Origin of the sequence: Janthinobacterium sp. UMAB-56 (assembly GCF_900095265.1) — a bacterium.
GTDB lineage: Bacteria > Pseudomonadota > Gammaproteobacteria > Burkholderiales > Burkholderiaceae_D > Janthinobacterium.
Genome location: NZ_LT607664.1, coordinates 13,052 through 33,400 on the forward strand (window position 1 = coordinate 13,052; position 20,349 = coordinate 33,400).

General features: G+C 62.9%; 25 protein-coding genes. 9 read left to right on the plus strand and 16 right to left on the minus strand.

Going from position 1 to position 20,349, the window contains the following annotated elements; all coding sequences use genetic code 11:
- Positions 1-13 precede the first annotated feature (13 nt).
- Positions 14-1,093, plus strand: a complete 1,080-nt coding sequence (locus K0F85_RS21170; protein ID WP_219117911.1) for a hypothetical protein — start codon at positions 14-16, stop codon at positions 1,091-1,093.
- On the opposite strand, the gene K0F85_RS21175 is transcribed toward K0F85_RS21170, so the two are convergent.
- Positions 1,068-2,300 carry a D-amino acid dehydrogenase gene (locus tag K0F85_RS21175; RefSeq protein ID WP_219117912.1) on the minus strand — a complete coding sequence of 411 codons (1,233 nt, stop codon included), beginning with the start codon at positions 2,298-2,300 and terminating at the stop codon, positions 1,068-1,070. The two genes, K0F85_RS21170 and K0F85_RS21175, sit on opposite strands and share 26 nt — an antisense overlap.
- Entirely contained in the window at positions 2,297-2,749 is a 453-nt protein-coding gene (locus K0F85_RS21180) for a helix-turn-helix domain-containing protein (protein WP_219117913.1), read from the minus strand. The genes K0F85_RS21175 and K0F85_RS21180 overlap by 4 nt, the downstream gene beginning before the upstream one ends.
- A gap of 91 nt (positions 2,750-2,840) precedes the next feature.
- On the opposite strand from K0F85_RS21180, the gene K0F85_RS21185 reads away from it, so the two are divergent.
- Positions 2,841-4,031 carry an MFS transporter gene (locus K0F85_RS21185; RefSeq protein WP_219117914.1) on the plus strand — a complete coding sequence of 397 codons (1,191 nt, stop codon included), beginning with the start codon at positions 2,841-2,843 and terminating at the stop codon, positions 4,029-4,031.
- Here the strand turns inward: K0F85_RS21185 and K0F85_RS21190 are convergent.
- The 4 genes from K0F85_RS21190 to K0F85_RS21205 form a co-directional block, all read right to left on the minus strand.
- Complete coding sequence (locus K0F85_RS21190; protein WP_034759676.1) at positions 4,028-4,723, minus strand: Crp/Fnr family transcriptional regulator; 696 nt, start codon at positions 4,721-4,723, stop codon at positions 4,028-4,030. The genes K0F85_RS21185 and K0F85_RS21190 overlap by 4 nt on opposite strands.
- A 155-nt stretch (positions 4,724-4,878) precedes the next feature.
- Positions 4,879-5,568, minus strand: a complete 690-nt coding sequence (locus K0F85_RS21195; protein WP_219117915.1) for a response regulator — start codon at positions 5,566-5,568, stop codon at positions 4,879-4,881.
- A gap of 24 nt (positions 5,569-5,592) precedes the next feature.
- Complete coding sequence (locus tag K0F85_RS21200) at positions 5,593-6,825, minus strand: GAF domain-containing protein (protein ID WP_219117916.1); 1,233 nt, start codon at positions 6,823-6,825, stop codon at positions 5,593-5,595.
- Between the two features lie 64 nt (positions 6,826-6,889).
- Entirely contained in the window at positions 6,890-7,471 is a 582-nt protein-coding gene (locus K0F85_RS21205; protein ID WP_219117917.1) for a DJ-1/PfpI family protein, read from the minus strand.
- 413 nt (positions 7,472-7,884) lie between these two features.
- Here K0F85_RS21205 and K0F85_RS21210 point away from each other — a divergent pair, with 413 nt between their 5' ends.
- Positions 7,885-8,184: an antibiotic biosynthesis monooxygenase gene (locus K0F85_RS21210; RefSeq protein ID WP_219117918.1), complete on the plus strand. Its 300-nt coding sequence runs from the start codon at positions 7,885-7,887 to the stop codon at positions 8,182-8,184.
- Here K0F85_RS21210 and pncB read toward each other — a convergent pair.
- Both pncB and K0F85_RS21220 read right to left on the minus strand, forming a co-directional pair.
- The gene (gene pncB / locus K0F85_RS21215) at positions 8,181-9,383 is read right to left on the minus strand and encodes a nicotinate phosphoribosyltransferase (protein ID WP_219117919.1); all 1,203 of its coding nucleotides are present in this window, start codon (positions 9,381-9,383) and stop codon (positions 8,181-8,183) included. The genes K0F85_RS21210 and pncB overlap by 4 nt on opposite strands.
- A 79-nt stretch (positions 9,384-9,462) precedes the next feature.
- On the minus strand, positions 9,463-10,326 hold the full coding sequence (locus tag K0F85_RS21220; protein ID WP_219117920.1) for a cysteine hydrolase: 864 nt from the start codon (positions 10,324-10,326) through the stop codon (positions 9,463-9,465).
- Between the two features lie 70 nt (positions 10,327-10,396).
- Here K0F85_RS21220 and K0F85_RS21225 point away from each other — a divergent pair, with 70 nt between their 5' ends.
- Complete coding sequence (locus K0F85_RS21225) at positions 10,397-10,636, plus strand: TIGR02450 family Trp-rich protein (protein WP_219117921.1); 240 nt, start codon at positions 10,397-10,399, stop codon at positions 10,634-10,636.
- On the opposite strand, the gene K0F85_RS21230 is transcribed toward K0F85_RS21225, so the two are convergent.
- Positions 10,618-10,872 (minus strand): hypothetical protein, encoded by a 255-nt coding sequence (locus K0F85_RS21230; protein WP_034781908.1) that lies wholly within the window; start codon positions 10,870-10,872, stop codon positions 10,618-10,620. The two genes, K0F85_RS21225 and K0F85_RS21230, sit on opposite strands and share 19 nt — an antisense overlap.
- A gap of 138 nt (positions 10,873-11,010) precedes the next feature.
- Between K0F85_RS21230 and K0F85_RS21235 the strand changes: the two genes are divergently transcribed.
- Positions 11,011-11,310, plus strand: a complete 300-nt coding sequence (locus K0F85_RS21235; RefSeq protein ID WP_219117922.1) for a hypothetical protein — start codon at positions 11,011-11,013, stop codon at positions 11,308-11,310.
- A 17-nt stretch (positions 11,311-11,327) separates the two neighbouring features.
- Here the strand turns inward: K0F85_RS21235 and K0F85_RS21240 are convergent, their stop codons facing one another.
- Entirely contained in the window at positions 11,328-11,873 is a 546-nt protein-coding gene (locus K0F85_RS21240; RefSeq protein WP_219117923.1) for a nuclear transport factor 2 family protein, read from the minus strand.
- A 126-nt stretch (positions 11,874-11,999) separates the two neighbouring features.
- Positions 12,000-12,605 (minus strand): FMN-dependent NADH-azoreductase, encoded by a 606-nt coding sequence (locus K0F85_RS21245; protein ID WP_219117924.1) that lies wholly within the window; start codon positions 12,603-12,605, stop codon positions 12,000-12,002.
- Between the two features lie 132 nt (positions 12,606-12,737).
- Between K0F85_RS21245 and K0F85_RS21250 the strand changes: the two genes are divergently transcribed.
- Together K0F85_RS21250 and K0F85_RS21255 are read left to right on the plus strand one after the other, a co-directional pair.
- Positions 12,738-13,652 (plus strand): LysR family transcriptional regulator, encoded by a 915-nt coding sequence (locus tag K0F85_RS21250; RefSeq protein WP_219117925.1) that lies wholly within the window; start codon positions 12,738-12,740, stop codon positions 13,650-13,652.
- Between the two features lie 50 nt (positions 13,653-13,702).
- A complete protein-coding gene (locus K0F85_RS21255; protein WP_219117926.1) occupies positions 13,703-13,930 on the plus strand; it encodes a hypothetical protein in 228 nt (75 codons plus the stop codon).
- A 3-nt stretch (positions 13,931-13,933) separates the two neighbouring features.
- Here the strand turns inward: K0F85_RS21255 and K0F85_RS21260 are convergent, their stop codons facing one another.
- From K0F85_RS21260 to K0F85_RS21280, 5 genes are all read right to left on the minus strand, one after another.
- Positions 13,934-14,245 (minus strand): MerR family transcriptional regulator, encoded by a 312-nt coding sequence (locus K0F85_RS21260; RefSeq protein ID WP_034759737.1) that lies wholly within the window; start codon positions 14,243-14,245, stop codon positions 13,934-13,936.
- A gap of 3 nt (positions 14,246-14,248) precedes the next feature.
- Positions 14,249-15,169, minus strand: a complete 921-nt coding sequence (locus K0F85_RS21265) for a DnaJ C-terminal domain-containing protein (protein WP_219117927.1) — start codon at positions 15,167-15,169, stop codon at positions 14,249-14,251.
- Between the two features lie 114 nt (positions 15,170-15,283).
- Positions 15,284-15,964, minus strand: coding sequence for a beta/gamma crystallin-related protein (locus K0F85_RS21270; protein ID WP_219117928.1), 681 nt, complete (start codon positions 15,962-15,964; stop codon positions 15,284-15,286).
- Between the two features lie 160 nt (positions 15,965-16,124).
- Entirely contained in the window at positions 16,125-17,096 is a 972-nt protein-coding gene (locus K0F85_RS21275; protein WP_219117929.1) for a beta/gamma crystallin-related protein, read from the minus strand.
- Between the two features lie 102 nt (positions 17,097-17,198).
- Entirely contained in the window at positions 17,199-17,516 is a 318-nt protein-coding gene (locus K0F85_RS21280) for a beta/gamma crystallin-related protein (RefSeq protein WP_219117930.1), read from the minus strand.
- A 427-nt stretch (positions 17,517-17,943) separates the two neighbouring features.
- Here K0F85_RS21280 and K0F85_RS21285 point away from each other — a divergent pair, with 427 nt between their 5' ends.
- Both K0F85_RS21285 and K0F85_RS21290 read left to right on the plus strand, forming a co-directional pair.
- Positions 17,944-19,335 (plus strand): MATE family efflux transporter, encoded by a 1,392-nt coding sequence (locus tag K0F85_RS21285; protein ID WP_219117931.1) that lies wholly within the window; start codon positions 17,944-17,946, stop codon positions 19,333-19,335.
- A gap of 21 nt (positions 19,336-19,356) precedes the next feature.
- A complete protein-coding gene (locus tag K0F85_RS21290; protein ID WP_219117932.1) occupies positions 19,357-20,196 on the plus strand; it encodes a PhzF family phenazine biosynthesis protein in 840 nt (279 codons plus the stop codon).
- Positions 20,197-20,349 lie beyond the last annotated feature (153 nt).

The following is a 20,349-nucleotide window of genomic DNA, read 5'->3' on the forward strand; positions in this document are numbered from 1 at the left end:
ACCGGAAAACCCGATGCGCCGCTTCTTGTTTGTATGTCTGACCCTGCCCGCCCTGAATCTGGCCATGGCCGCCGAGCCGCCTGTGCAAGGGGTGTGGCAAGGCACCGTGGGCAAGGCCAGTATCGTGGCTTGCTTCAACCAGCCCAGCCCCACGCAAGGGGCTGATAGCAGCGGCAATTATTACTACACGCGCTACAAGACGCCGATCATGCTGGCCAAGCCGAACGGCAAGAGCGACTGGAGCGAATCCGACCCCAAGGGCGACACGACGGGCACGTGGAAACTCAACGCGCCGCAGGGCGGCAAGCTGGCAGGCACCTGGACGGACCCGAAAAGCGGCAAAACCCTTCCACTAGCCTTGAGCTTGCTGGAAGCGGCGGGCGACCGCGAGCATCCATCCTGCGCCAGCGACGCCTACAACCTGGCGCTGGAAGACTTTCCCAGCACCAAGGTAAGTAAACCGGTTACCGTTGAAGGCAAGCAATACCGCAACGTGCAAATCGGCGACACCATCACCGTGGAACTGATGGCACCCGGCGACGGCGTGGCAAAAATCAATGCGCAGCTGCGCGCCGTGCTGGCGAAGAATAAAGCGGACCTGGCCGACTTCTATGCCACGCGCCGCGAATACCTGGGCCGCAACGGCTTCACGACGGAAGACGAAGTGTATGCGGAGCCGACCTACTGGTCGCCGCGCTGGGTGACCGTCAAGTTTTACCGCTGGGCGGCCGGCTATGGCGCCAGCGGCACCTCCATCCGGTTCCGCACCTGGGACGTGAAAACGGGCCAGGAAACGGACGTGTGGAACTGGTTTGGCGCCAGCGCCAGCGATGGCGACGACAAGGCCGAATTGCCCGACCGCCTGCGCCAGGCCCTCTTCAAGAATGTGACAATCGACGCCGAATGCAAGGGCACGGATTACGACGGCCGTGGCCGCTTCCACCTGTCCCTGAAGCCTGCAGGCGTGTCGTTCTGGGAAGACTCCAACGGCAGCGGCTGCGAAAACGACTTCCTGCTACCCTACAACAAGGTCGGTCCCTTCCTCACCGTCAAGGGGCGCACCGCGCTCAGCGATTTGTTGCCGAAGAACTAGCCGCCACCGCCTTGCTCACCATCGTGGCCACCATCTCCGCCGTGGCCGCCGCCAGGGTCCAGCCCAGGTGGCCATGGCCCGTGTTGTAGTACACGCCCGGCGCCTTGCCCGGCCCCACTTTCGGCAGCATGGCGGGCAGCATGGGGCGCAAGCCCGCCCACGGGATCACCTTGCGCGTGTTCACGCCAGGAAAGCACTGCTCGACCCATTGCAGCAGCGGACGGATGCGGTCGGCGCGGATGTCGTGGTTGACGCCATTGAATTCGACCGTGCCCGCCACCCGCAACCGGTCTACACCCAGGCGGCTGCTGACCAGCTTGGTGGCATCGTCGAGCAGGCTGACCTTGGGCGCCGCCTCCCGGCTGGCGGCGTCATCGAGTTGCACGGTAATCGAGTAACCTTTCACGGGATACACATTCACATGCTCGCCCAACATTGCGGCCATGGCGCGGCTGGCCGTGCCCGCGCAGATGACGACGGCATCGAAGACGGTGCTGTCGTCGTCCATGGAAACGCGCAGCTTGCCTTGTTCGCGCGCCAGCGCCTTCACCTGCGTGCCATAGCGACACGCCACACCCCGGCGGGCGCAGGCGTCGGCCAGGCCGGCGGTGAATTTGTGGATGTCGCCCGTGGAATCGCTGTCCGTGAAGTAGCCGCCGTAAAAGTCGCCAGCGAGGGCAGGTTCGATGGCGCGCATCTCTTGCGGCGTGACGGTGCGCCGCTGCAAGCCGCCCTGCGCCAGCAGGCGCGAGACGCCAGCCGCCCGCTCGAAGCCGCGCTGGTCACGGTAGACGTGCAGGATGCCAGCGCGGCGGTGATCGAAATCAATATTCTCTTGCGCCGCCCAGGCAAACAAATGTTCGCGCGCGGCGATCGCCATGCGCGCCGTGGCGATGGTATTGCGCTCATAGTCCGGCATGGCGGCGAGAAACTCCGCAAACCAGCTCAGCTTGTGCCAGCTGGGCCAGGGATGCAGCAGCAGCGGTGCATCGCGCCGCGCCATCCATTTCAGGGCGTTCAGTATCGTCGCCTTGTGGTTCCACACTTCCGCGTGCGAGGCCGATAATTGCCCGCCGTTCGCATACGACGTTTCCATGGCAGCATAGCGGTGCCGCTCGATCAGGGTCACGTCCACGCCCCGCTGCACCAGCGCATACGCCGTCGTCACGCCCGTGATGCCGCCGCCGAGCACGGCCACGCGCTTCATTTGGGCGACACCTTGTGCACGACGGTATCGCCCGCCTGCAACACGCGGCCGTCGGGCGCCAGCACATCCATACGGCGCACGGGCAAGCCTGAACCGCGCTGCAGCAGGGTAGAGTGCGCCTCGCCCGCCGCGAACAATTGCTCCTCGCTCCACTGGCGCAAGCCCACGACGACGGGAAACAGGCCCAGACCCTTGGCCGTCAGCACGTATTCCTGGTAAGCCGTGCCGTCCGAGGCGGGCGCGACCGTAAAAATGCCTTCTTCCACCAGCGTGTGCAGGCGGTCAGCCAGGATGTTCTTCGCCACGCCCAGGCTTTTCTGGAATTCACCAAACCTGCGCATGCCGTCGAAGGCGTCGCGCACGATCAGCAGCGACCAGCGTTCGCCGATCACGTCGAGCGCGCGCGCCACGGGACAGGGGTCGGCTTTCAGGCTTTTGCGCTTGGCCACGGGCATGCTCCAGGATTGAGTGGTTGCATTTTAAAACTTCTCGGCGTAGACTCCAAGTGGTTTTAATTTGAAACCACTTAATTGATACCCCATGCGCGATACCAAGCTCCCCGTAACGACAGCACTTCCTCCCTCCCTCGTCTGGCTGTTTGCCTGCGCCGCCGGCCTCAGCGTGGCCAATGTGTATTACGCCCAGCCCTTGCTGGCCACCCTGGCGCACGAATTCGGCATGACGGACGCCACTAGCGGCATGGTCATCACGGCCACGCAGCTCGGCTGCGCACTGGCCCTGCTGCTGCTGGTTCCCTTGGGCGACATGCTGAACCGGCGCCGCCTGACCCTGTTTCAGCTGGGCTTGCTTGCCATCTCGCTGGCAGCGCTGGGCTGCGCCCGCTCCACGGCCGCCTTGCTGAGCGGCATGCTGCTGGTGGGCTTGCTCGGCACGGCCATGACGCAAGGCTTGATCGCCTACGCGGCCAGTGCGGCGGCCAGCCACGAGCGGGGCCGCGTGGTCGGCATGGCGCAGGGCGGCGTGGTGATCGGCTTGCTGCTGGCGCGTACCCTGTCCGGCGTGGTGGCCGATATTGCCGACTGGCGCGCCGTGTACTTTGTCTCGGCAGCCATCGCTTGCGCCCTGTTGCTGCTGCTGTGGCGCAAGCTGCCGCCGGCACAGCCATCCAATCAAAAGCTGGCTTACGGCGCCCTGCTCGCCTCCATGCTGGACATGCTGCTGCACAACAAGGTGCTGCGCGTGCGCGGCATGCTGGCCCTGCTGATGTTTGCCGTCTTCAATATCTTCTGGAGCGCCCTGGTGCTGCCCTTGACGGCACAGGGCTATAGCCATGCGGCCATCGGCGCCTTTGGCCTGGTGGGCGTGATCGGGGCGCTGGGCGCGGCGCGCGCCGGGGCGCTGGCGGACGGCGGCCGCGCGCAGTGGACGACGGGCGCGGCCCTGCTGTTGCTGCTGGCCGCATGGCTGCCGCTCAGCTTTGCGGGCGCGGCCCTGTGGCCCTTGATCATCGGCATCATCGCGCTGGACCTGGCGGGCCAGGCCATCCACGTGACCAACCAGAGCCTGATTTTCAAGCAGGACAGCGACGCGCACAGCCGGCTGGTGGCTTGCTATATGCTGTTTTATGCGGTGGGAAGCGGTCTCGGTGCGATTGCCGCCACCAGCGTGTATGCACTGGCGGGCTGGCATGGGGTATGCGCGCTGGGCGCGGCGGTCAGCTTGCTCGCCCTGCTGTTCTGGCGGCTGACCTTGCCTGCTGAAAAAGCTTAATTCAGCATGGCCGTGGCGGAGCCATGGCGGTAGGTCTTCAAGGCATCGGGCTGGATCTGGATCAGCGAACCGCTGACTTTAATCAAATGCAAGTCCGTCAACTGGTGCAGCACGCGCGACAGGGTGGCGGGCGCCAGGTTCAAAAACGATGCCAGCAGACTTTTCTTCAGGTCCAGTTTGACCTCGTTCGAACGCTGCTGGTCCGACGCTTGCAACAGGTACTCGACCACGCGCTGGGTGGCGTTCTGCACGGAACAGCGTTCCACGTTGCGGATAAAACCCATCAGGTGGTGCGACAGGCTGTTCATCATCTGGCGCGCGATACGCGGCGACTGGTCCAGCAGGCGCAACAACGCATGCGGCGGGATGCGCAGCAACAGGCAGTGTTCCAGCGCCTCAGCGCAGAACGGGTACGGTTCATCGAGAAAAATCATGGCTTCGCCAAAGCTCTGGCCCGGACGGATCAGTTCCAGTACCTTGTCGGTACCTTCCATGGAAAACACGCTGAGCTTGACGAGGCCGAAGACCACCACATAGGCGCCTTCCGCCACTTCGCCCTTGCGGAACAGCACTTTGCCTTTTTCCACTTCGACACGCACGACATCCTGGCGCAATTGTTCTAATTGCGAAGGGGAAATATGGCGGAACAGAGCCTGGCTCGATAGCAAGCCATCGACGTTGACCTTATGCATGACACTCTCTTATTAGATTAGCGAATGACTAAGAGTGTAATGCGCAGGCACGGTCAAGGCCATACGTCAAAGGAACTAGGGTTGTCTAGGCCGGAACGCCATGCAGATCAAACAATCGCGCATTGCCTGGGGTTTATTTGCGCATTGCTTGATCTTTATTTGCCGAGTTCGCGCTCGACCGCGTAGACGGCGATCTGCACGCGGCTGCTGAGCTTAAGCTTTTTGAGGATGTTTTGCACGTGGATTTTCACCGTGCTTTCGGCCACGTCCAGCTGGCGCGCGATTTCCTTGTTGCTCAATCCTTGCGCCAGGCACGCCATGGCTTCGCGTTCGCGCGGCGTCAGTTTGTCATAGTCGGCCTGGGGCGCGTTCTGTCCCGCGCGGAACTGCGACACCAGCTTGGCCGTCATGGCATCGGCAATCACCGATTCGCCGGCGGCGGCGCGGCAAATGGCCTGGCCCAGCTGCTCGGCTTCTATATTTTTCAGCAAGTAGCCGCGCGCGCCCGCGCGCAGGGCCGCGCCCAGGTCGGCCGCGTTTTCCGACACCGTCAGCATCAGCACCACCATCTGCGGCCAGTCCTGCAATATCAGCTGCAGCGCCTCGACGCCGGTCACGCCTGGCATGTTCAAGTCCATCAGCACCACGTCGGGCTGCAGTTCGCCCACCAGCCTGACGCCGTCAAGCCCGTTCGATGCCTCGCCCACCACCTGGAATTGAGGATTGCGCTGCAACAGCAGCTTGACGCCGCTGCGCAGCAAGGTGTGGTCGTCGACCAGCAGGATTTTGATTGGTGCGTTCACTATAGTTGTTTCTTCTGCCTGATAAATAGGGAATAGATTCATAGGGAATAGATTCGGGATCGTCGCTTACGCGGCCTGGCGCCGCGCTGCCGGCAAGGCCAGCGAGATCGTCGTGCCGCCACCGGGCGTGCTGTCGATGGCAAATTGCGCACCGAGCCGCTCGGCTCTTTCCTGCATGATACGCAAGCCGATCTGCAATTCCGTTTTCTTGTCGCGCAGGTTGGCGGCAAAGCCTTCGCCATCGTCGCGTACCTGCAGCGCAAAATCGCGCCCGTTTTCCACGCGCAGGGCCACGTTGCCCGCCTGCGCATGCTTGCGGATATTCGACAGCGCTTCCTGGACGATGAACAGGATCTGCAACTGCTGCTCGGGCGCCAGCGGCGCGCCATTGCCGCTCATGTCCAGGGTGCCGACGACGCCCGTCTGCAGCTCGAACTTGGCCAGCACTTCCGCCAGTTTGCTTTCGAGATCGCTGCCATGCCAGCGCGTACGGAAATTGACCAGCAATTCGCGCACATCCTGGTAGCTTTGTTCAACGCCCATGCGCATCAGCGGCAAGACTTCGGCCGCTTCGTCGAGCTGGCCCCGGCGCACGGAATCGTCGAGCATCTGCACTTGCAGACTGATGAAATTGAGGCTTTGCGCGATGCTGTCATGCAAGCCTTCGGCCAGCAGGCTGCGTTCGCGCGCCACGGCAAATTCCTTTTCGCGCGCGATCAGACGCTGGTTTTCGATGGCGATGCCGAGGCTCTGGCCCAGCGTTTCCAGCCAGCCCTGCTGCTGCGCATGCACGGCTTGCGGGCGTGCAAAGTGCAGCGAAAAGCTGCCCACCACCTGCTCTCGCGCGAGGATGGGAAAGACGGCGATGGCAATAAACCCTTCGTCCTGGCAACGGAAGCGCTGCAGCGCATCGACCTGGCGGAAATCGCGGATCTGGATCACGCCCTGCGCCACGGCCGCGCCGCACAGGCAATCGTTGTTGCGGATGCAGTGTTCCTCTTCCACCATGGCATCGGAAATACCTTCATGCACGATGATGTGCACGGTGTCCTGTTGCGGATCAAGGATACGCACGGTGCCGCCTTCGGCTTGTGCGAACTGCATCACGTGGCGCAGGAAGCCACGGCACAGCGCATCGATGGCGTGCTGTCCCGCCAGCAGGGTGGAAATCTCGTGCAGGGTGGCCAACTGGCGTTCCTGCGCGGCGCTCAGGCCCGATTCGGCTTGCGCCAGGCGGCGCTGGCGCCAGCGCGACGCGGGAAGTTGTTTGCGGGAGGGTTGACTGCGCGGCGCATGCATGAAGAACTCGAATCTGAAAAGTGGTGCGCCCGGCAAGCGCTGCGGCCTGCCGGACTGGTAAAGGTTACAAACGGATCTCGGTGCCCAGCAACTTGACGAACTGCGCCAGCCAGGCCGGATGCGCGGGCCAGGCGGGCGCCGTGACGAACTGGCCATCCGTGACGGCGTCCGTGACGGCGATGTCGGCATACGTGCCACCGGCCAGTGTCACTTCCGGCGCGCAGGCCGGATAGGCTGAAATACGCTTGCCGCGGATGACGTCGGCGGCGGCCAGCAATTGCGCGCCGTGGCAGACGGCCGCAACAGGTTTACCCGCCTCGGCGAAATGGCGCACGGCGGCAATGACTTTGTCGTTCAGGCGCAGGTATTCGGGTGCGCGGCCGCCGGCGATCATCACGGCGTCATAGTCGGCCGGATCGATCTCGTCGAAGCTGGCATTCAGTGTGAACAAATGGCCCGGTTTTTCCGTGTAAGTCTGGTCGCCCTCGAAATCGTGGATGGCCGTCTTGATCGTCTCGCCGCTTTTCTTGCCGGGACAAACGGCATGCACGGTATGGCCCAGCATCAGCAGGGCCTGGAACGGCACCATCGTTTCATAATCTTCTGCAAAATCGCCGGTCAAGAACAGAATTTTCTTCGCTGCCATTTAGTTCTCCTATGAAAGATTGATCCCGCATCCCCACCTGCAGGATGCACCGCAAGGCGTATCTTAGCGCGACTTGGCAGCCATACTGGATATTTATCAAACTTTTGCGCCTTGATCGAAGATTTTACAGGCTGAGGCAGAATTTTTTACAGGCTGGCAGGTCAAAATCGGATGCCCCTACTTGAACGCCTGGCCATGCGCACTTCCAGCAGCGACCATGTTGCGCCTGCCCTGATCCGTATCGTCGAGCAGCTTGCCGATGCGCAGCATCTTGCGCCGCGTCGTCGCCATCGACAATCCACAGGAGCGGGCGAGCAACGCGCTGGCGTGCAGTCACTCACAGGCTGGCGCCGCCCTCGCGCGGCGAAATTATGGCAAGATCAGCATTCTTTTATTCGACAGTGGAACTTGCCATGATTTTTGAAATTGCCCATATCCAGATCAAATCGGCCACGCATGATGCCTTCGAGGCGGCCGTGACGAAAGCCGTGCCCCTGTTCCAGCGCGCGCGCGGCTGCGTATCGATGCGCCTGGAGCGCTCGATCGAAAATGGCGATGCCTACCGCCTGGTGGTCGGCTGGACGACCCTGGAAGACCATACCGTGCATTTCCGCGGCAGCGACGACTTCCAGGCCTGGCGCGGCCTGGTCGGTGAGTTCTTCGCCGCCCCGCCCCAGGTCGAGCACATGAACACGGTGGTCACGGGTTTCTAGACCGGCGCTTGGACGGCAGGGTGGTGAAACACCTGCCGCAAATACGCGAGGAAGGTTTCATCCTTGCACAGGGTCTTGCCCGGCGAATCGGACAGTTTCGCCACTGACTGGCCATTGCAGCGCACCAGTTTCATGACGATGTTGAGCGGCGTCAAACCGACGTCGTTGGTGAGATTGGTGCCGATGCCAAAGCCCGTCATGATGCGGTCGGCGAAGTGCTGGTACAGGGCGAAGGCCTTGTCCAGGTCCAGGCCGTCGGAAAACACGAGGCGCTTGGTATTGGCGTCGATGCGCAAGGCCGTGTAGTGGGCCAGCGCCTTCTCGCCCCATTCGACAGGGTCGCCCGAATCGTGGCGCAAGCCGTCGAACAGCTTGGCGAAATACAGGTCGAAGTCGGCCAAAAAGGCATCCATGCCCACCACGTCCGTCAGAGCAATGCCGAGGTCGCCCCGGTATTCCTGTACCCAGTCTTCCAGAGCCGCCTTTTGAAAGTCGCGCAGGCGCACGCCGAAGGACTGGAATGACTGCATGTATTCATGTGCCATGGTGCCGATGGGCACGATGCCGAGCTTTTTCGCCAGGTACACATTCGACGTGCCTTTGAAATAGTCGGGCACTTCATGCGCCAGGCGCTGCACCACTTCATCATGCCAGGCGCCTGAAAAACGCCGACGCACGCCGAAATCGGAAAATTCGAACGGATGCTTGCGCCGCGGCAGCTTGCCGAATTCCTTCACGGCCGCCACTTTCAAGCCCAGGCGGTGGCGCCCTTCGCGCATGGCCGCATCGAGGTCGAAGCGGCGGAAATACAGTTCATTGATGATGTACAGCACGAAAATCTCGAAACCCATCACATGTACTTGCGGCCCGGCCGCGTGCACCAGCAAGGTGTCGCCATCCGTGCTGACGTCGATGAATTTGCGCTGGAAGCGGAACACCGTCAAGAAGTCGACGAAATCGCTCTTCATGAAGCGCAGGGTGCGCAAATAGGCCAGCTCGTCATCGGCAAATGACATCGAGCACAGGTGGTCGAGCTGTTCTTCCAGCTCGCCCTTCAGTTCGGACAGGGGAAAGGCCGTGGCATTGCGGCAGACAAACTCGTATTCGGTATGGGTATTCGGATGACCGTGCAGCAATGCTTGCCACATTGTAAATTTATACAGATCGGTTTCCAGCAAACTGCGCACTATCGGGGTCATGTGTGTTTTCTCCAACTTCCTGAAGCCAGAATAGTACGCCACTGCAAGCATTTCAGCAGAGTCTGCTTGCAGGAAAGCATCAAGCGCCTGCGTTGGCCAACAAGTCGGGCAAGACGTCGGCGGACGTGGCCAGCCGCGCGCCGCGCTCGTGCATGGCGGCAAGGAAGTCGCGCTGCTGCGCTGCAAAGCCCGTGACGGGGCTCATGCAGTCCGTCAGCAAGACCAGGCGCGACAGGGCCGGCTTGCCTTGCTGCGCTTCGAGATAATCGGCAATGTGCTCCGTGCTGGCTTTCACGCAATGGCTGCCTGCCTCGCCGGTGACATAAATCTGCTGTGCCGGCAGCAAGGTGGCGAGGAAATCCAGGTTCAGCTGGGTAGCCGCATCCTGCGCATCGGGCACTTCCGCCATGACGGCCGAATAATGCTCGGTCCACGGATTGGAACCCTTGCTCAGCTTGGCGACCACCTGCAACTGATCCACCTCCCAGGCGTTGTAGGCGGCGCGCACGGCCGCATGGATATTCTGGCCCCAGCTGCCGATCTCGCAATGCACGGGCCACACCATCAATTGATAGCGCCCCGCTTGCTGCAAGGCATCGAGGTAGGCCAGCGCGCGCGGCAAGGCGCCGCTGGCGGCGGGCAGGAACAGGCGGTCGCGCACCTGCTGTGCGCTGATCTGCGTAAACGGCGGCACGGCGCCGCCATCGCCCGTGCGCCAGAAGGCGGGGTGGGCGATGTCGTAGCGGTGGTGGGCGTCGAGCGTCACGCTGATCTGCGTCAGGCCGCCGCCCCCTTCGCGGATCAGCTGCGCCACGCGCAGCATGTCGGCGTGGGCGCCGGGCACGGCCAGGGCCGGTGCGGCGCCCGCAGGCAGCCATTCGGCGGGCAAGTCGCAAAAATCGTTTTGCGGGTCGATGACAAGCAAGTGCAGCTGGCGTTTCATGGCGGTCCTCGTGCGTGGCGGTATTGCATGATAATGGCAACATCGCCATCACGCCAATCCGGAGCCCACCATGCACCTTGCAAATCGCAATAACTTGCGTCCGAACAAATTACTCAACAGCAAATGGACGGCCGTAACACCCGTCAACAAGGAAAAACACTTCCTCGTCATCAAACTGTGCGCAACGGCCACCCCGGATGAACCCGTCACGCACGTGGAACTGGAAGCCGTGCATTCGGGCCGCGTGCAGATTCTGCCCTGGCGCGCGCTGCAGGATGCAGCGCAGTGGCATCAGGGGTGGAAGACATAACGGCGCTGGCGCCGCTCGACCAGCTTGACGGCCACCTCGCCCGCTTCAGCCATGGCGTCCGCTTCCGTTGTAAACTGATGGTCGGCCGACACCCGGCGCTTGCGAACCAGATTCATCCGGTGCATGGGGTTGGGCGAAGGGGCATAGATGGCAACGTAGGCGCCCCACAGCTTGCAGCCCGGCAAGCGCTCTGCCGTGTAATTCACCTCATAAAAATCAACATACTTTATCGGCACGATGTTCGCTCCAAAAATGACATGGCCGGACAGCTTGTCTCTACGGACTGACGCGGAAAAAGGGTAAAACCATGCACTCGCGATTGCTCAGGATACTCAATTCAGCTCTCTTTTTATAACGCGGCGCAGGAGAAAAAGATGAATGACTACATTATCTTCATGCACGACGACACGGAAACACCGGTGGACATCGCCACGCTCGCCTGGGAAGACTACTTCGCCATGCTCAGGGCCAGTGGCCGCTTCTGCGGTGGCAGCTCCATCGGGCCCGGTATCTGCGTGCACCGTTCTGGCCAGGCCAGGCCGGTCACGCCACACTTGTCAGGCTATATACGTGTGCAAGCTGAAAGTATAGACGATGCAAAAAAATTGTTAATCGGAAACCCCGTACTGAACGCAGGGGGGACGGTGGAAATTCGCGAACTGCCGCGCGACTGACGCGGTCTGGCTGCCCCCTATTTTTCCGCCTCGGCGGCGGGATGCATGGACCAGACGACGCTGAGGATTTTCCATGCGCCGTCGCGCTTGACCATCTGCCACGCTTCCACGCCATAGTTGGACAATTTGTCGCCGACGAGCAATTCGTAGTCGAAGTTGACCCACGCCACATGGCGGTCCTGGGTGATCTTGACGTTGTAGAATTTTTCTTCCGTGCGCTGCGGTTCGCGCTGGATGAAGTTGGCGAAACCGACATAGCCGGCCGCCCCGACGCCGTCGTAGTGGACGTCCGTCGTGTCGCGCATTTTCTTGATGAAACCGTCGTCGGCGGGCCCGGCGAACAGAATGTTTGTGTGCAGCATCAGCGAAGACAGCAGCTTGACATCCTTGGCGAGCAGCGCCGCCTGGAAGTCGGCGACGACTTTTTCAATGGCGCGGATATCTTCTGGCGTGGAGGCGTGGCGTCCCACGTGGAGTGGCGCAGGTGGCGCAGTCTGCGCCAGCGCCATGCCCGCAGAAAACAGGGAACAGCCGAACAAGATTGCGCTGACCAACTTGTGCATGGGGGACTTTCATGGCGAACGGCTCGCCGGGCTGGCACGGGAAGTGCCGCCGGCAAGCTTATGTCAACCATGGCAGATTGGCAATACGTCTTTGGAACTAGATCAGGGACAAACTCAAGATCGAACTCAGGCAGCCAGGGCCTCGATCGAGGCGCGGCCCCTGGCGATCGCGCTGGTGACGGCGTCCTCGCCCATGGCCACGCCTTCGGCTTGCACGAACTCGATGTCAGTGATGCCGATGAAGCCCAGCGCCGTGCGCAGATAAGTGCTCAGGTAATCATACGCGGCGCCCGGACCTTCGCTGTAGACGCCGCCACTGGCTGTGAAAATAACCGCTTTCTTGCCCGTGGCCAGACCGACCGGGCCCGTGGCCGTGTACTGGAAAGTGCGGCCGGCGCGCGCCACGTGATCGATCCACGCCTTCAGGGTCGAGGGCACGGAAAAGTTGTACATGGGCGCAGCCAGCACCAGCACGTCGGCGGCCAGCAATTCATCGACCAGCGTATCGGACAATTGCACGGCCGCTGCTGCCTGCGCGCTGCGCTGTTCGGCCGGCGTGAAGAAGGCGCCCATGACCTCTTCCGTCAGGTGCGGCACGGGCTGCGCCGCCAGATCGCGTTCGACCACGCTGGCGCCTTGTGCTGCCAGTTTGGCGACGAATTCGCCGGACAATTGGCGCGACAGGGAACCGCTGTTGCGCACGCTGCTATTGATGTGTAAGACCTTGCTCATAAAGTACTCCTGTGAGTTGGGTGACGGGATGGCCCCGTCGCAGCCCTTGCACATAGCATAGCTCGGGTCTATCATCGATAAAACCGTTTAAATATCAATGATTAGCATCGAATTTTTAGATATGGAGTTGCCATGAGAGAACCGGGCCAGCCTTCGCTCGACCAGTTGCGCGTGTTCGTCGCCGTCATCGATGCGGGCGGTTTCGCCCATGCGGCGCGCCAGTTGCACCGCACGCAGTCGGTGATCAGCTACACCATCGCCAACCTGGAAGAACAACTGAATGTGGTGCTGCTCGACCGCGGCAAGCGCAAGCCGACCCTGACGGATGCGGGCAAGGCCCTGCTGGCCGACGCACGCGCCGTGGCCCTGAAGGTGGACGGCATGCGCGCGCGCGCCAAGGCGCTGGCCGGTGGCTTGGAGGCGGAAGTGTCGGTGGTGGTCGACGTGATGTTTCCCACCTGCGTGCTGGTCCGCGTTTTAGAGGCGTTTCAGGCGCAGTTCCCTACCGTCGCCCTGCGCCTGCGCATCGAAGCCATGGGCGCCGTGGCGCAGCTGGTAATGGATGGCAGCTGCCACATTGGCCTCGGTGGCTGGATGACGGCCACGGCCAGCGTCTTCGAGCGTCTGGCGGTGGGCCATGTGCGGCTGATTCCCGTGGCCGCGCCCAGCCACGCACTGGCGCAGCTGGCAGGCCCGATCGCCTCCAACGTGGCGCGCGAACACGTGCAACTGGTGCTCAGCGACCGCAGCGACCTGACGCAAGGCCAGGATTTCGGTGTGCTGGGATTGCGCAACTGGCGCCTGGGCGACCTCGGTTCCAAGCACGCGCTGCTGCGCGCGGGCCTGGGCTGGGGCAACATGCCCGAAGCGATGGTGCGCGACGACCTGGCGGCAGGCCGCCTGGTGCACCTGGCGCTGGCCGTCGACAAGGGAGAAAATTATCCGATTTACCTGATCCAGCGCGCCGACACGCCGCCCGGCCAGGCCGGCAAATGGCTGACGGAGCGCTTTGCGGAGCAGCTGCCGCTGCTGGAACAGGGGTTTTAGATGCGCGCACGGGCAGGTATCATGCGCGCATACATTGATAAGGAATCACCATGGCCGGCATCGACGACTTCGTCAACAAGCAAAAACCTGGCGCGCGCTTCGTCATCACGGCGCAGATGCTGCGCATGACGCCGCAGCAGTTCGATTCCGTGGCGCAGGAATGGATGGAAGACGGCGGTCCCGGCTTCGACGTGGCCGGTATCCCGCACCGGGTGGTCGTCAACGGGCAGTTTTATATTGCCAGGCTCACCGTGCAACGGCACGGCGAACCTGCCTGAGGACTACTCGACGCCCAGCACGTGCAGGCGGCGGCGCAGGCGCGCCACCTCCTCCGACAAGTCGACCACCAGCGCGGCCAGTTCGGCGTTCGCATCGAACACGGATTCGATTTCATGCAAACGGCGCGCGCGCACCAGGTCCAGGCTGGTAAAGCGCCAGGCCGTCAGCTGTCCCGCCGGCGGGCCATCCTGCAGCAGCACGCCCGTCTGCACGTGCTGCACCACCCAGTCAGGCTCCACGGCGCAGGCACGCGCCAGTTCTTCCAGGCTCAGGGCACGGTCTTCGAGCAATTCGCCAATTACCTTGTTGGTCATGATTTACCCTCCCAGCTTCTGGCGCGGATTGAAAGCCATCTCGCGCGCCATGGTTGCATACAGTTCGCGCGCCTTGTCATCGTTCGCCGGCGGCAGCACCACGTCCAGCAGCAGATACAGGTCGCCCGGCTGGGAGGCGGGAATACCGCGCCCCTTCAGGCGCAGCTTGCGCCCCGTCTGCGAGTTGGGCGGCACGCTGACGGACACCGTGCCCGATGGCGTGGGCACGTCGATTTCGCCGCCCAGCGCCGCCTCCCACGGCGTGACAGGCACCGTTTCGAACACGTCGCGCCCTTCCAGCTTGTAGCGCGCATCGGGCCGGAAGCGGATCTCCAGGTACAAATCACCGGCGGGCGCGCCGCCGCTGCCCGGGTTCCCCTGCCCCTTCATGCGCAACTGCTGGCCTTCCGTGACGCCTTTCGGTATCGTCACCTCCAGGGTGCGCTCGCGCGTCACCACGTGGCCCTGGCCATCCGCTTCGGGCACGCGCATGACGATGTGGCGCTTGGCACCGTGATAGCTGTCCTGCAAATCGATGCTGATGGCGGCGTGGCTGTCCTCGCCCTGCATCTGGAAACTGCCGCCGGCGCGGCGCCGCCCGCCCACGTGGGCGAACAGGTCGGCAAAGAAGTCGCTATCGTCGGCGCCCGACGATTCGTAGCCCGCACCCCAGTCCGGCGGTGGGCGGAAGGGTTGACCCTGTGCCCCCTGATTGCGGCCCAGCTCATCGTAGGCGGCGCGCTTTTCCACATCGCCCAGCACGCCGTAGGCTTCATTCAGTGCCTTGGTGCGCTGGTCGGCGTCCGCTTCCTTGCTCACGTCAGGGTGGTATTTGCGTACCAGCTTGCGGTAGGCCTTCTTGATCTCGGCCTCGGTCGCCGTTTTCTCGACGCCAAGCTCCTTGTAGTAGTCCTTGTATTCCACCGTGCTTGCTCCCCATGGTTGAACTGCCTATGGGAAGGGTACACGAATTGGCTGCGACATAGCGTGCGCACAATACAACACCGCCTGCGGGCGGTGGCAGCGCAGTGAAACTGCCTAGCGCACGCGGCGCAGCGAGGAAATGCGGCGCTCGAGGCCACCATGCAGGCGACCGTAGCTGCCTGGCCCCATCACCACGCAACGGCCGCGGAAGTTGGCATCGACGCAGAATTCCCAGCGGCCGTAGTTGACGACGATCGATACGGCGCGGTCATTGAAGCCATAGCGGCTCAAATCACGCACTTCGCGGTCCAGGCGCACGGGCCGGCCGCGCATGCCGGCGTCAGGAAACATCAGCACGGCGCCATGCATGTCGGGACGGTGTCCACCGCCGTGGCCAGGATAAGCGGGATACGGACGCTCCGGCTCAGGACGCGGAGGGCGCGGCGGGTAGGGACGGTGATCGCCACCGCCATGACCTGGGCGTCCCACTTCGCGCACGGAGGAAACGGCGTCGTTCATGCCCGGCATGCTGTCGTAGCGGCCAGGCTGCAGCACGCGGCAGTTGCCCCGGTAATTGGCGTCCTTGCACACTTCCCAGGTGCCCGAGCGCACGATGATGCTGGAGGTCTTGTCGTTAAATCCCATGCGCGACAAATCGCCCGTGTCGGAACGCAGGGTAACGGGCCGGCCACGGAAGCCGGCGTCCTGAAACAGGGTGATTTCGCCTGCGGACGCGGCAAGGGGGGCAAAGAGGGTGGCGGCGCACAGCAGCGCGGGGCGTAAAGTTCGAACCATGACAACTCCAATACTGATGACATTTTCGCCAGTGTAGTCGAGGCGACAGGCGGCGTGTGTAACAAAGGGCAAGCAAATGTCAGCACACGGCAACGTATGTAAAAACCGCCCGGCGGGATCAACCCGGCGGGCGGCCTGTCTGCATGCGTGCTGGAGAAAATCAGCGCACGCGACGCAGCGAAGAAATCTGGTTTTCCATGCCGTTCAGGCGGCCATATTCGCCCGGCCCGATCACTTCGCAGCGGCCATGGAAGTTCGAATCGCTGCATACTTCCCACTGTCCCTCGTTGACGACGATGGACGAGGCGCGGTCGTTGAAGTTGTAGCGCACCAGGTCTTCGGCATTGCGGTCCAGCGCCAGCGGCTCGCCACGCATGCCCGCTTCAGGGAACAGCAGGACGGCGCCACGCGGCTGGTATTGCGGCTGCTGATATTGCGGCGGCTGGTAAGGCTGCTCGTAGCGCTGCTGGCGGCGCGCTTCGCGCTCGTCGACCATGCGCGCCGACGAGACGCGCCCATCAAGGCCGCGTCCCAGGTCATCGTGACGGCCGGGGCCGAAGATGCGGCACACGCCGTTGTAGTTCGAATCGCTGCACAACTGCCAATAGCCGTTATAGATGACGATGCTGGTAGTGCGGTCATTGAAGCCGATAGTGACAAAATCGTCCGTATCGCGGTTCAGGCGCGCCGAACCGCCATTCTGGCCCGCGCCCGAATACACTTCCAGGCTGCCGCCACGGCCATAGCCGCCGCCATGCCCCCGGTCGGGATCGCGGCCAGGGCGCCCCGGATTGTTGCCATCGCCGCGGCCCGACTCGCGCACCGAACTGATGGCGTCATTCATGCCCGGCATCGAACTGTACTCCCCCGGCCCCAATGTCTTGCATCGGCCGCGGAAGCCGGCATCCGTACACACATCCCAGGTGCCCGAACGCACCACAATGCTCGACGTCTTGTCGTTGAAACCCATGCGTGACAGGTCGTCCGTCGTCTCGCGCAGGTTGACTGCGCGGCCACGGAAATCAACGTCTTCGAACAAGGTGATATCGCCTGCATGGGCGGCCGCATGGGCCCCCAGCGAAAGCAGCAAGGTGGCCGTGCATGCCAACGCGTGTTTGAAAGGGCCCGTCATGATTTACTCCATTCTTCATTCTTTGGTGATGATTTTCCTGGCTGTTGCGCCAGGATGCTAGTGTAACAAATACAAGGCCGGCGGGGAGGTCCGATCACACGTTCAATACAGGCGGCGCAGCGAGGAAATGCGTTTCTCGAACACCGTGTTCAGCACTTCATACCTCCCCGGCCCCATGCGTTCGCAACTGCCGTTGAACTGCGAGTCCGTGCACACTTCCCAGCTGCCAGAATCGACCTGGATGCTCGAGACGGTGTCATTGAAATTGACGCGCGACAGGTCGTCCGTCGTATCGCGCAAGACCACCACCCTGCCCTTGAAATTGTCATCGGTGTACAGGCGGATCTCGCCGGCCTGCGCCGCAAGGTGGACAAACAGCGAACTGGCGCACAGCAGGGCGTAAGTGAACGGGCGATTCATGGGGCGGTCTCCGGTGGCGGCAAAGGCGAGTGATCGACATGGCAATTGTTATCAGTGTAGCCATCCGTAGAAAAAACGGTGTAACAAAGTATGGGAACTACACAAGAAATTGTTACCAAAAGCAATAACAGGCTCCTGCGGGAGCCGCTTATTGCCATTTGGCGTACCACCTGGCCCGCGTCAGCGCACTTCGCGCACCGACGAGATGCGGTTGTTCAGGCGTTCCAGGTTCGCGTATTCACCGGGTTCCAAGGTCAGGATAGTGCGGTTTGACTATGTGCTCATTTTGCCAGAGAGCGCGCAGTCTATCCGCAACTGACCGTCATCGCTGTAACAAATGATTACCGCCTTCGGGCGCCACGGGCGCCGTGTCGGACAAGCACGGCGAATGCCGGTAGAATCTTGTGTTTAGTCAAGCTTGCCGCCCATGCCACACACTACCGCGTTCACCCTGCCCGCCGTCCGTACTGAAATTTCTTCGCTGTGGAAGCTGGCCTGGCCCATCCTGATCGGCCAACTGGCGACCGTTGGCATGGGCGCGGCCGACGTGGCGATGACGGGGCATACGAACCCCGAGGAACTGGCGGCCGTGTCGCTGGGTGCGGCCATCTGGTCCATCGTGCTGGTCACCGTGAGCGGCATCATGATGGCGATCAATACCCTGGTGGCGCATGAAATCGGCGCCGCGCGCCACGACCAGGTGCCGCACATCGTGCGCCAGTCGCTGTGGAAGGCGCTGCTCGTGGGCCTGGTGGCTTGCCTGCTGACAAACATGGCGGCCCTGGTGTTCGACCACCTGATGCTCGAACCCTTTGTCGCGGCCAAGGCCAAGCTGTTCGTGCACATCATCAGTTGCGCACTGCCGCCATTCGCCGCCTACCGCGCCCTGTACGGCTACAGCACCAGCATCAACCAGACCAAGCCCGTGATGGTCATCGCGCTGGCCGCGCTGGGCCTCAACATCTTCGTCAACTACCTGCTGATCTACGGCCACTGGGGCATGCCGAAGATGGGTGGCGTGGGCTGCGCCGTGGCCACCACCTGCTGCGTGTGGATGATGTTGCTGGCCATGCTGGCCTGGATCAGGATCGCGCCCGCCTACCGCGCCACGTATCCGTTCACGCATTGGGAGTGGCCGCAGCTGTCGTCGATCGGCCCCATGCTGCGCCTGGGCCTGCCCATCGGCGTGACCTACTTTGCCGAAGTGAGCGCCTTTGGCGTCATCAGTCTGCTGGTGGCGCGCTTCGGCGTGATCCAGGTGTCGGCGCACCAGATCGCCCTGAATTTCTCGTCCGTCGTCTTCATGGTGCCGCTCACTTTCGGCATCGCGCTGGTCACGCGCGTGGGCCATGCCGTGGGCGAAGCCAATCTGCGCCGCGCCCGCTTCATTTCGTGGGTGGGCGTGGCCATGTCGCTGACGGCGGCCATCGTCTCGGCCACCGTCATTACCGTCTTCCGCCACCAGATCGCACAGGCCTACACGTCCGACCCGCAGGTGCAAGCGCTGTGCGCCCAGCTGCTGCTGTTTGCCGCCCTGTTCCAGCTGTCCGACGCCACCCAGGTAGCCACGTCCTGCGCCATTCGCGGATACAAGGTGACGCGCCAGCCGATGCTGATCCAGCTGCTGGCCTTCTGGGGCTTCTCGCTGCCGATCGGCTATGTGCTGGGCCTCGCGCCGCAAGGCTTCATCTGGTCGCCGGACCAGCCGATGGCCGCCGCCGGTTTCTGGATCGGCCTCGTCACGGGCTTGACGGTGGCCGCCGTGCTGCTGACCTGGTATCTGAACCGCCTGTCGCTGCAGCGCCTGCGCGCGGCCTGACCCTTCTACTCGGAATCCGCCATGCCAAAGCTGCGCCCCTTCAAGCAAGTCGATGTCTTCAGCAGCGTGCCCTTCCTCGGCAATCCGCTGGCGGTGGTACTCGACGCGAATGGCCTCGATGAAGCGCAGATGCAGGCGATCGCGCGCTGGACGGGCCTGTCGGAAACCACCTTCGTGCTGGCGCCGCGCGACCCGGCAGCCGATTACCGCGTGCGTATCTTTTCGCCCGAGACGGAATTCCCGTTTGCCGGCCACCCGACCCTGGGCACGGCCCACGCCCTGGTCGAGGCGGGCATGCAGCCGAAAGGCGCGCACCTGGTGCAGGAATGCGGCGTCGGCCTGGTGCAGGTGGAACGTGGCGCGGGCGGCGTGCTGGCGTTCCAGGCGCCGCCCTGCACCGTGCGCGCGCTTGCCCCCGCCCTGCTGCCGCTGCTGCACGCGGCGCTGGGCGGCGCTGCGGCCGCTGGCGGCAGCGTCGTCGAGATGGGCATCCGCTGGCTGTGCGTGCCGCTGACCAGCGCCGCCGCCTGCCTGGATGTGCGCGCCGATATCGCGGCGCTGACGCCATTGCTGGCCGCGTCAATGGCCGACGGCCTGGCGCTGTATGGCCCGCATGACCCCGGCGGGCCGGCCGATTACGAAGTGCGCGCGCTGCTCAGCGAACAGGGCGCGCTGGTAGAAGACCCCGTCACGGGCAGCGCCAACGCCTGCATCGCGCACCTGCTGGCGGGTGCCGCCTACCGCGTGCGCCAGGGCAGCTGTTTGCAACGCGACGGGCGCGTGTCCGTCAGTTTCCGCGATGGTCACGCCTGGATAGGCGGCGCCTGCCTGACCGTGATCACAGGGTCGATATTGGCCTGAATTGGGAAAAGTGCCATGCAATGGGCGGCGATTGGGTATTTTTTACGAAGGAAATACGGCTACGATGATCTTATTCCGTGGCCGGGGCTATCGCATAAACAGGCACGCTCTGGTATCGTCTTACGCTTGGCAATTCTTCCAACTACCGAGACA

What these genes read in the sequence shown, in the direction of transcription:
- K0F85_RS21220 (WP_219117920.1), bottom strand. Translation starts at nt 10,326, where the DNA reads ATGAAACGCCAGCTGCACTTGCTTGTCATCGACCCGCAAAACGATTTT.
- K0F85_RS21170 (WP_219117911.1), top strand. Translation starts at nt 14, where the DNA reads ATGCGCCGCTTCTTGTTTGTATGTCTGACCCTGCCCGCCCTGAATCTG.
- K0F85_RS21210 (WP_219117918.1), top strand. Translation starts at nt 7,885, where the DNA reads ATGATTTTTGAAATTGCCCATATCCAGATCAAATCGGCCACGCATGAT.
- K0F85_RS21200 (WP_219117916.1), bottom strand. Translation starts at nt 6,825, where the DNA reads ATGCATGCGCCGCGCAGTCAACCCTCCCGCAAACAACTTCCCGCGTCG.
- K0F85_RS21280 (WP_219117930.1), bottom strand. Translation starts at nt 17,516, where the DNA reads ATGAATCGCCCGTTCACTTACGCCCTGCTGTGCGCCAGTTCGCTGTTT.
- K0F85_RS21225 (WP_219117921.1), top strand. Translation starts at nt 10,397, where the DNA reads ATGCACCTTGCAAATCGCAATAACTTGCGTCCGAACAAATTACTCAAC.
- K0F85_RS21240 (WP_219117923.1), bottom strand. Translation starts at nt 11,873, where the DNA reads ATGCACAAGTTGGTCAGCGCAATCTTGTTCGGCTGTTCCCTGTTTTCT.
- K0F85_RS21205 (WP_219117917.1), bottom strand. Translation starts at nt 7,471, where the DNA reads ATGGCAGCGAAGAAAATTCTGTTCTTGACCGGCGATTTTGCAGAAGAT.
- K0F85_RS21255 (WP_219117926.1), top strand. Translation starts at nt 13,703, where the DNA reads ATGGCCGGCATCGACGACTTCGTCAACAAGCAAAAACCTGGCGCGCGC.
- K0F85_RS21250 (WP_219117925.1), top strand. Translation starts at nt 12,738, where the DNA reads ATGAGAGAACCGGGCCAGCCTTCGCTCGACCAGTTGCGCGTGTTCGTC.
- K0F85_RS21275 (WP_219117929.1), bottom strand. Translation starts at nt 17,096, where the DNA reads ATGACGGGCCCTTTCAAACACGCGTTGGCATGCACGGCCACCTTGCTG.
- K0F85_RS21185 (WP_219117914.1), top strand. Translation starts at nt 2,841, where the DNA reads ATGCGCGATACCAAGCTCCCCGTAACGACAGCACTTCCTCCCTCCCTC.
- K0F85_RS21190 (WP_034759676.1), bottom strand. Translation starts at nt 4,723, where the DNA reads ATGCATAAGGTCAACGTCGATGGCTTGCTATCGAGCCAGGCTCTGTTC.
- K0F85_RS21175 (WP_219117912.1), bottom strand. Translation starts at nt 2,300, where the DNA reads ATGAAGCGCGTGGCCGTGCTCGGCGGCGGCATCACGGGCGTGACGACG.
- K0F85_RS21270 (WP_219117928.1), bottom strand. Translation starts at nt 15,964, where the DNA reads ATGGTTCGAACTTTACGCCCCGCGCTGCTGTGCGCCGCCACCCTCTTT.
- K0F85_RS21235 (WP_219117922.1), top strand. Translation starts at nt 11,011, where the DNA reads ATGAATGACTACATTATCTTCATGCACGACGACACGGAAACACCGGTG.
- K0F85_RS21195 (WP_219117915.1), bottom strand. Translation starts at nt 5,568, where the DNA reads ATGAATCTATTCCCTATTTATCAGGCAGAAGAAACAACTATAGTGAAC.
- pncB (WP_219117919.1), bottom strand. Translation starts at nt 9,383, where the DNA reads ATGACCCCGATAGTGCGCAGTTTGCTGGAAACCGATCTGTATAAATTT.
- K0F85_RS21290 (WP_219117932.1), top strand. Translation starts at nt 19,357, where the DNA reads ATGCCAAAGCTGCGCCCCTTCAAGCAAGTCGATGTCTTCAGCAGCGTG.
- K0F85_RS21245 (WP_219117924.1), bottom strand. Translation starts at nt 12,605, where the DNA reads ATGAGCAAGGTCTTACACATCAATAGCAGCGTGCGCAACAGCGGTTCC.
- K0F85_RS21285 (WP_219117931.1), top strand. Translation starts at nt 17,944, where the DNA reads ATGCCACACACTACCGCGTTCACCCTGCCCGCCGTCCGTACTGAAATT.
- K0F85_RS21260 (WP_034759737.1), bottom strand. Translation starts at nt 14,245, where the DNA reads ATGACCAACAAGGTAATTGGCGAATTGCTCGAAGACCGTGCCCTGAGC.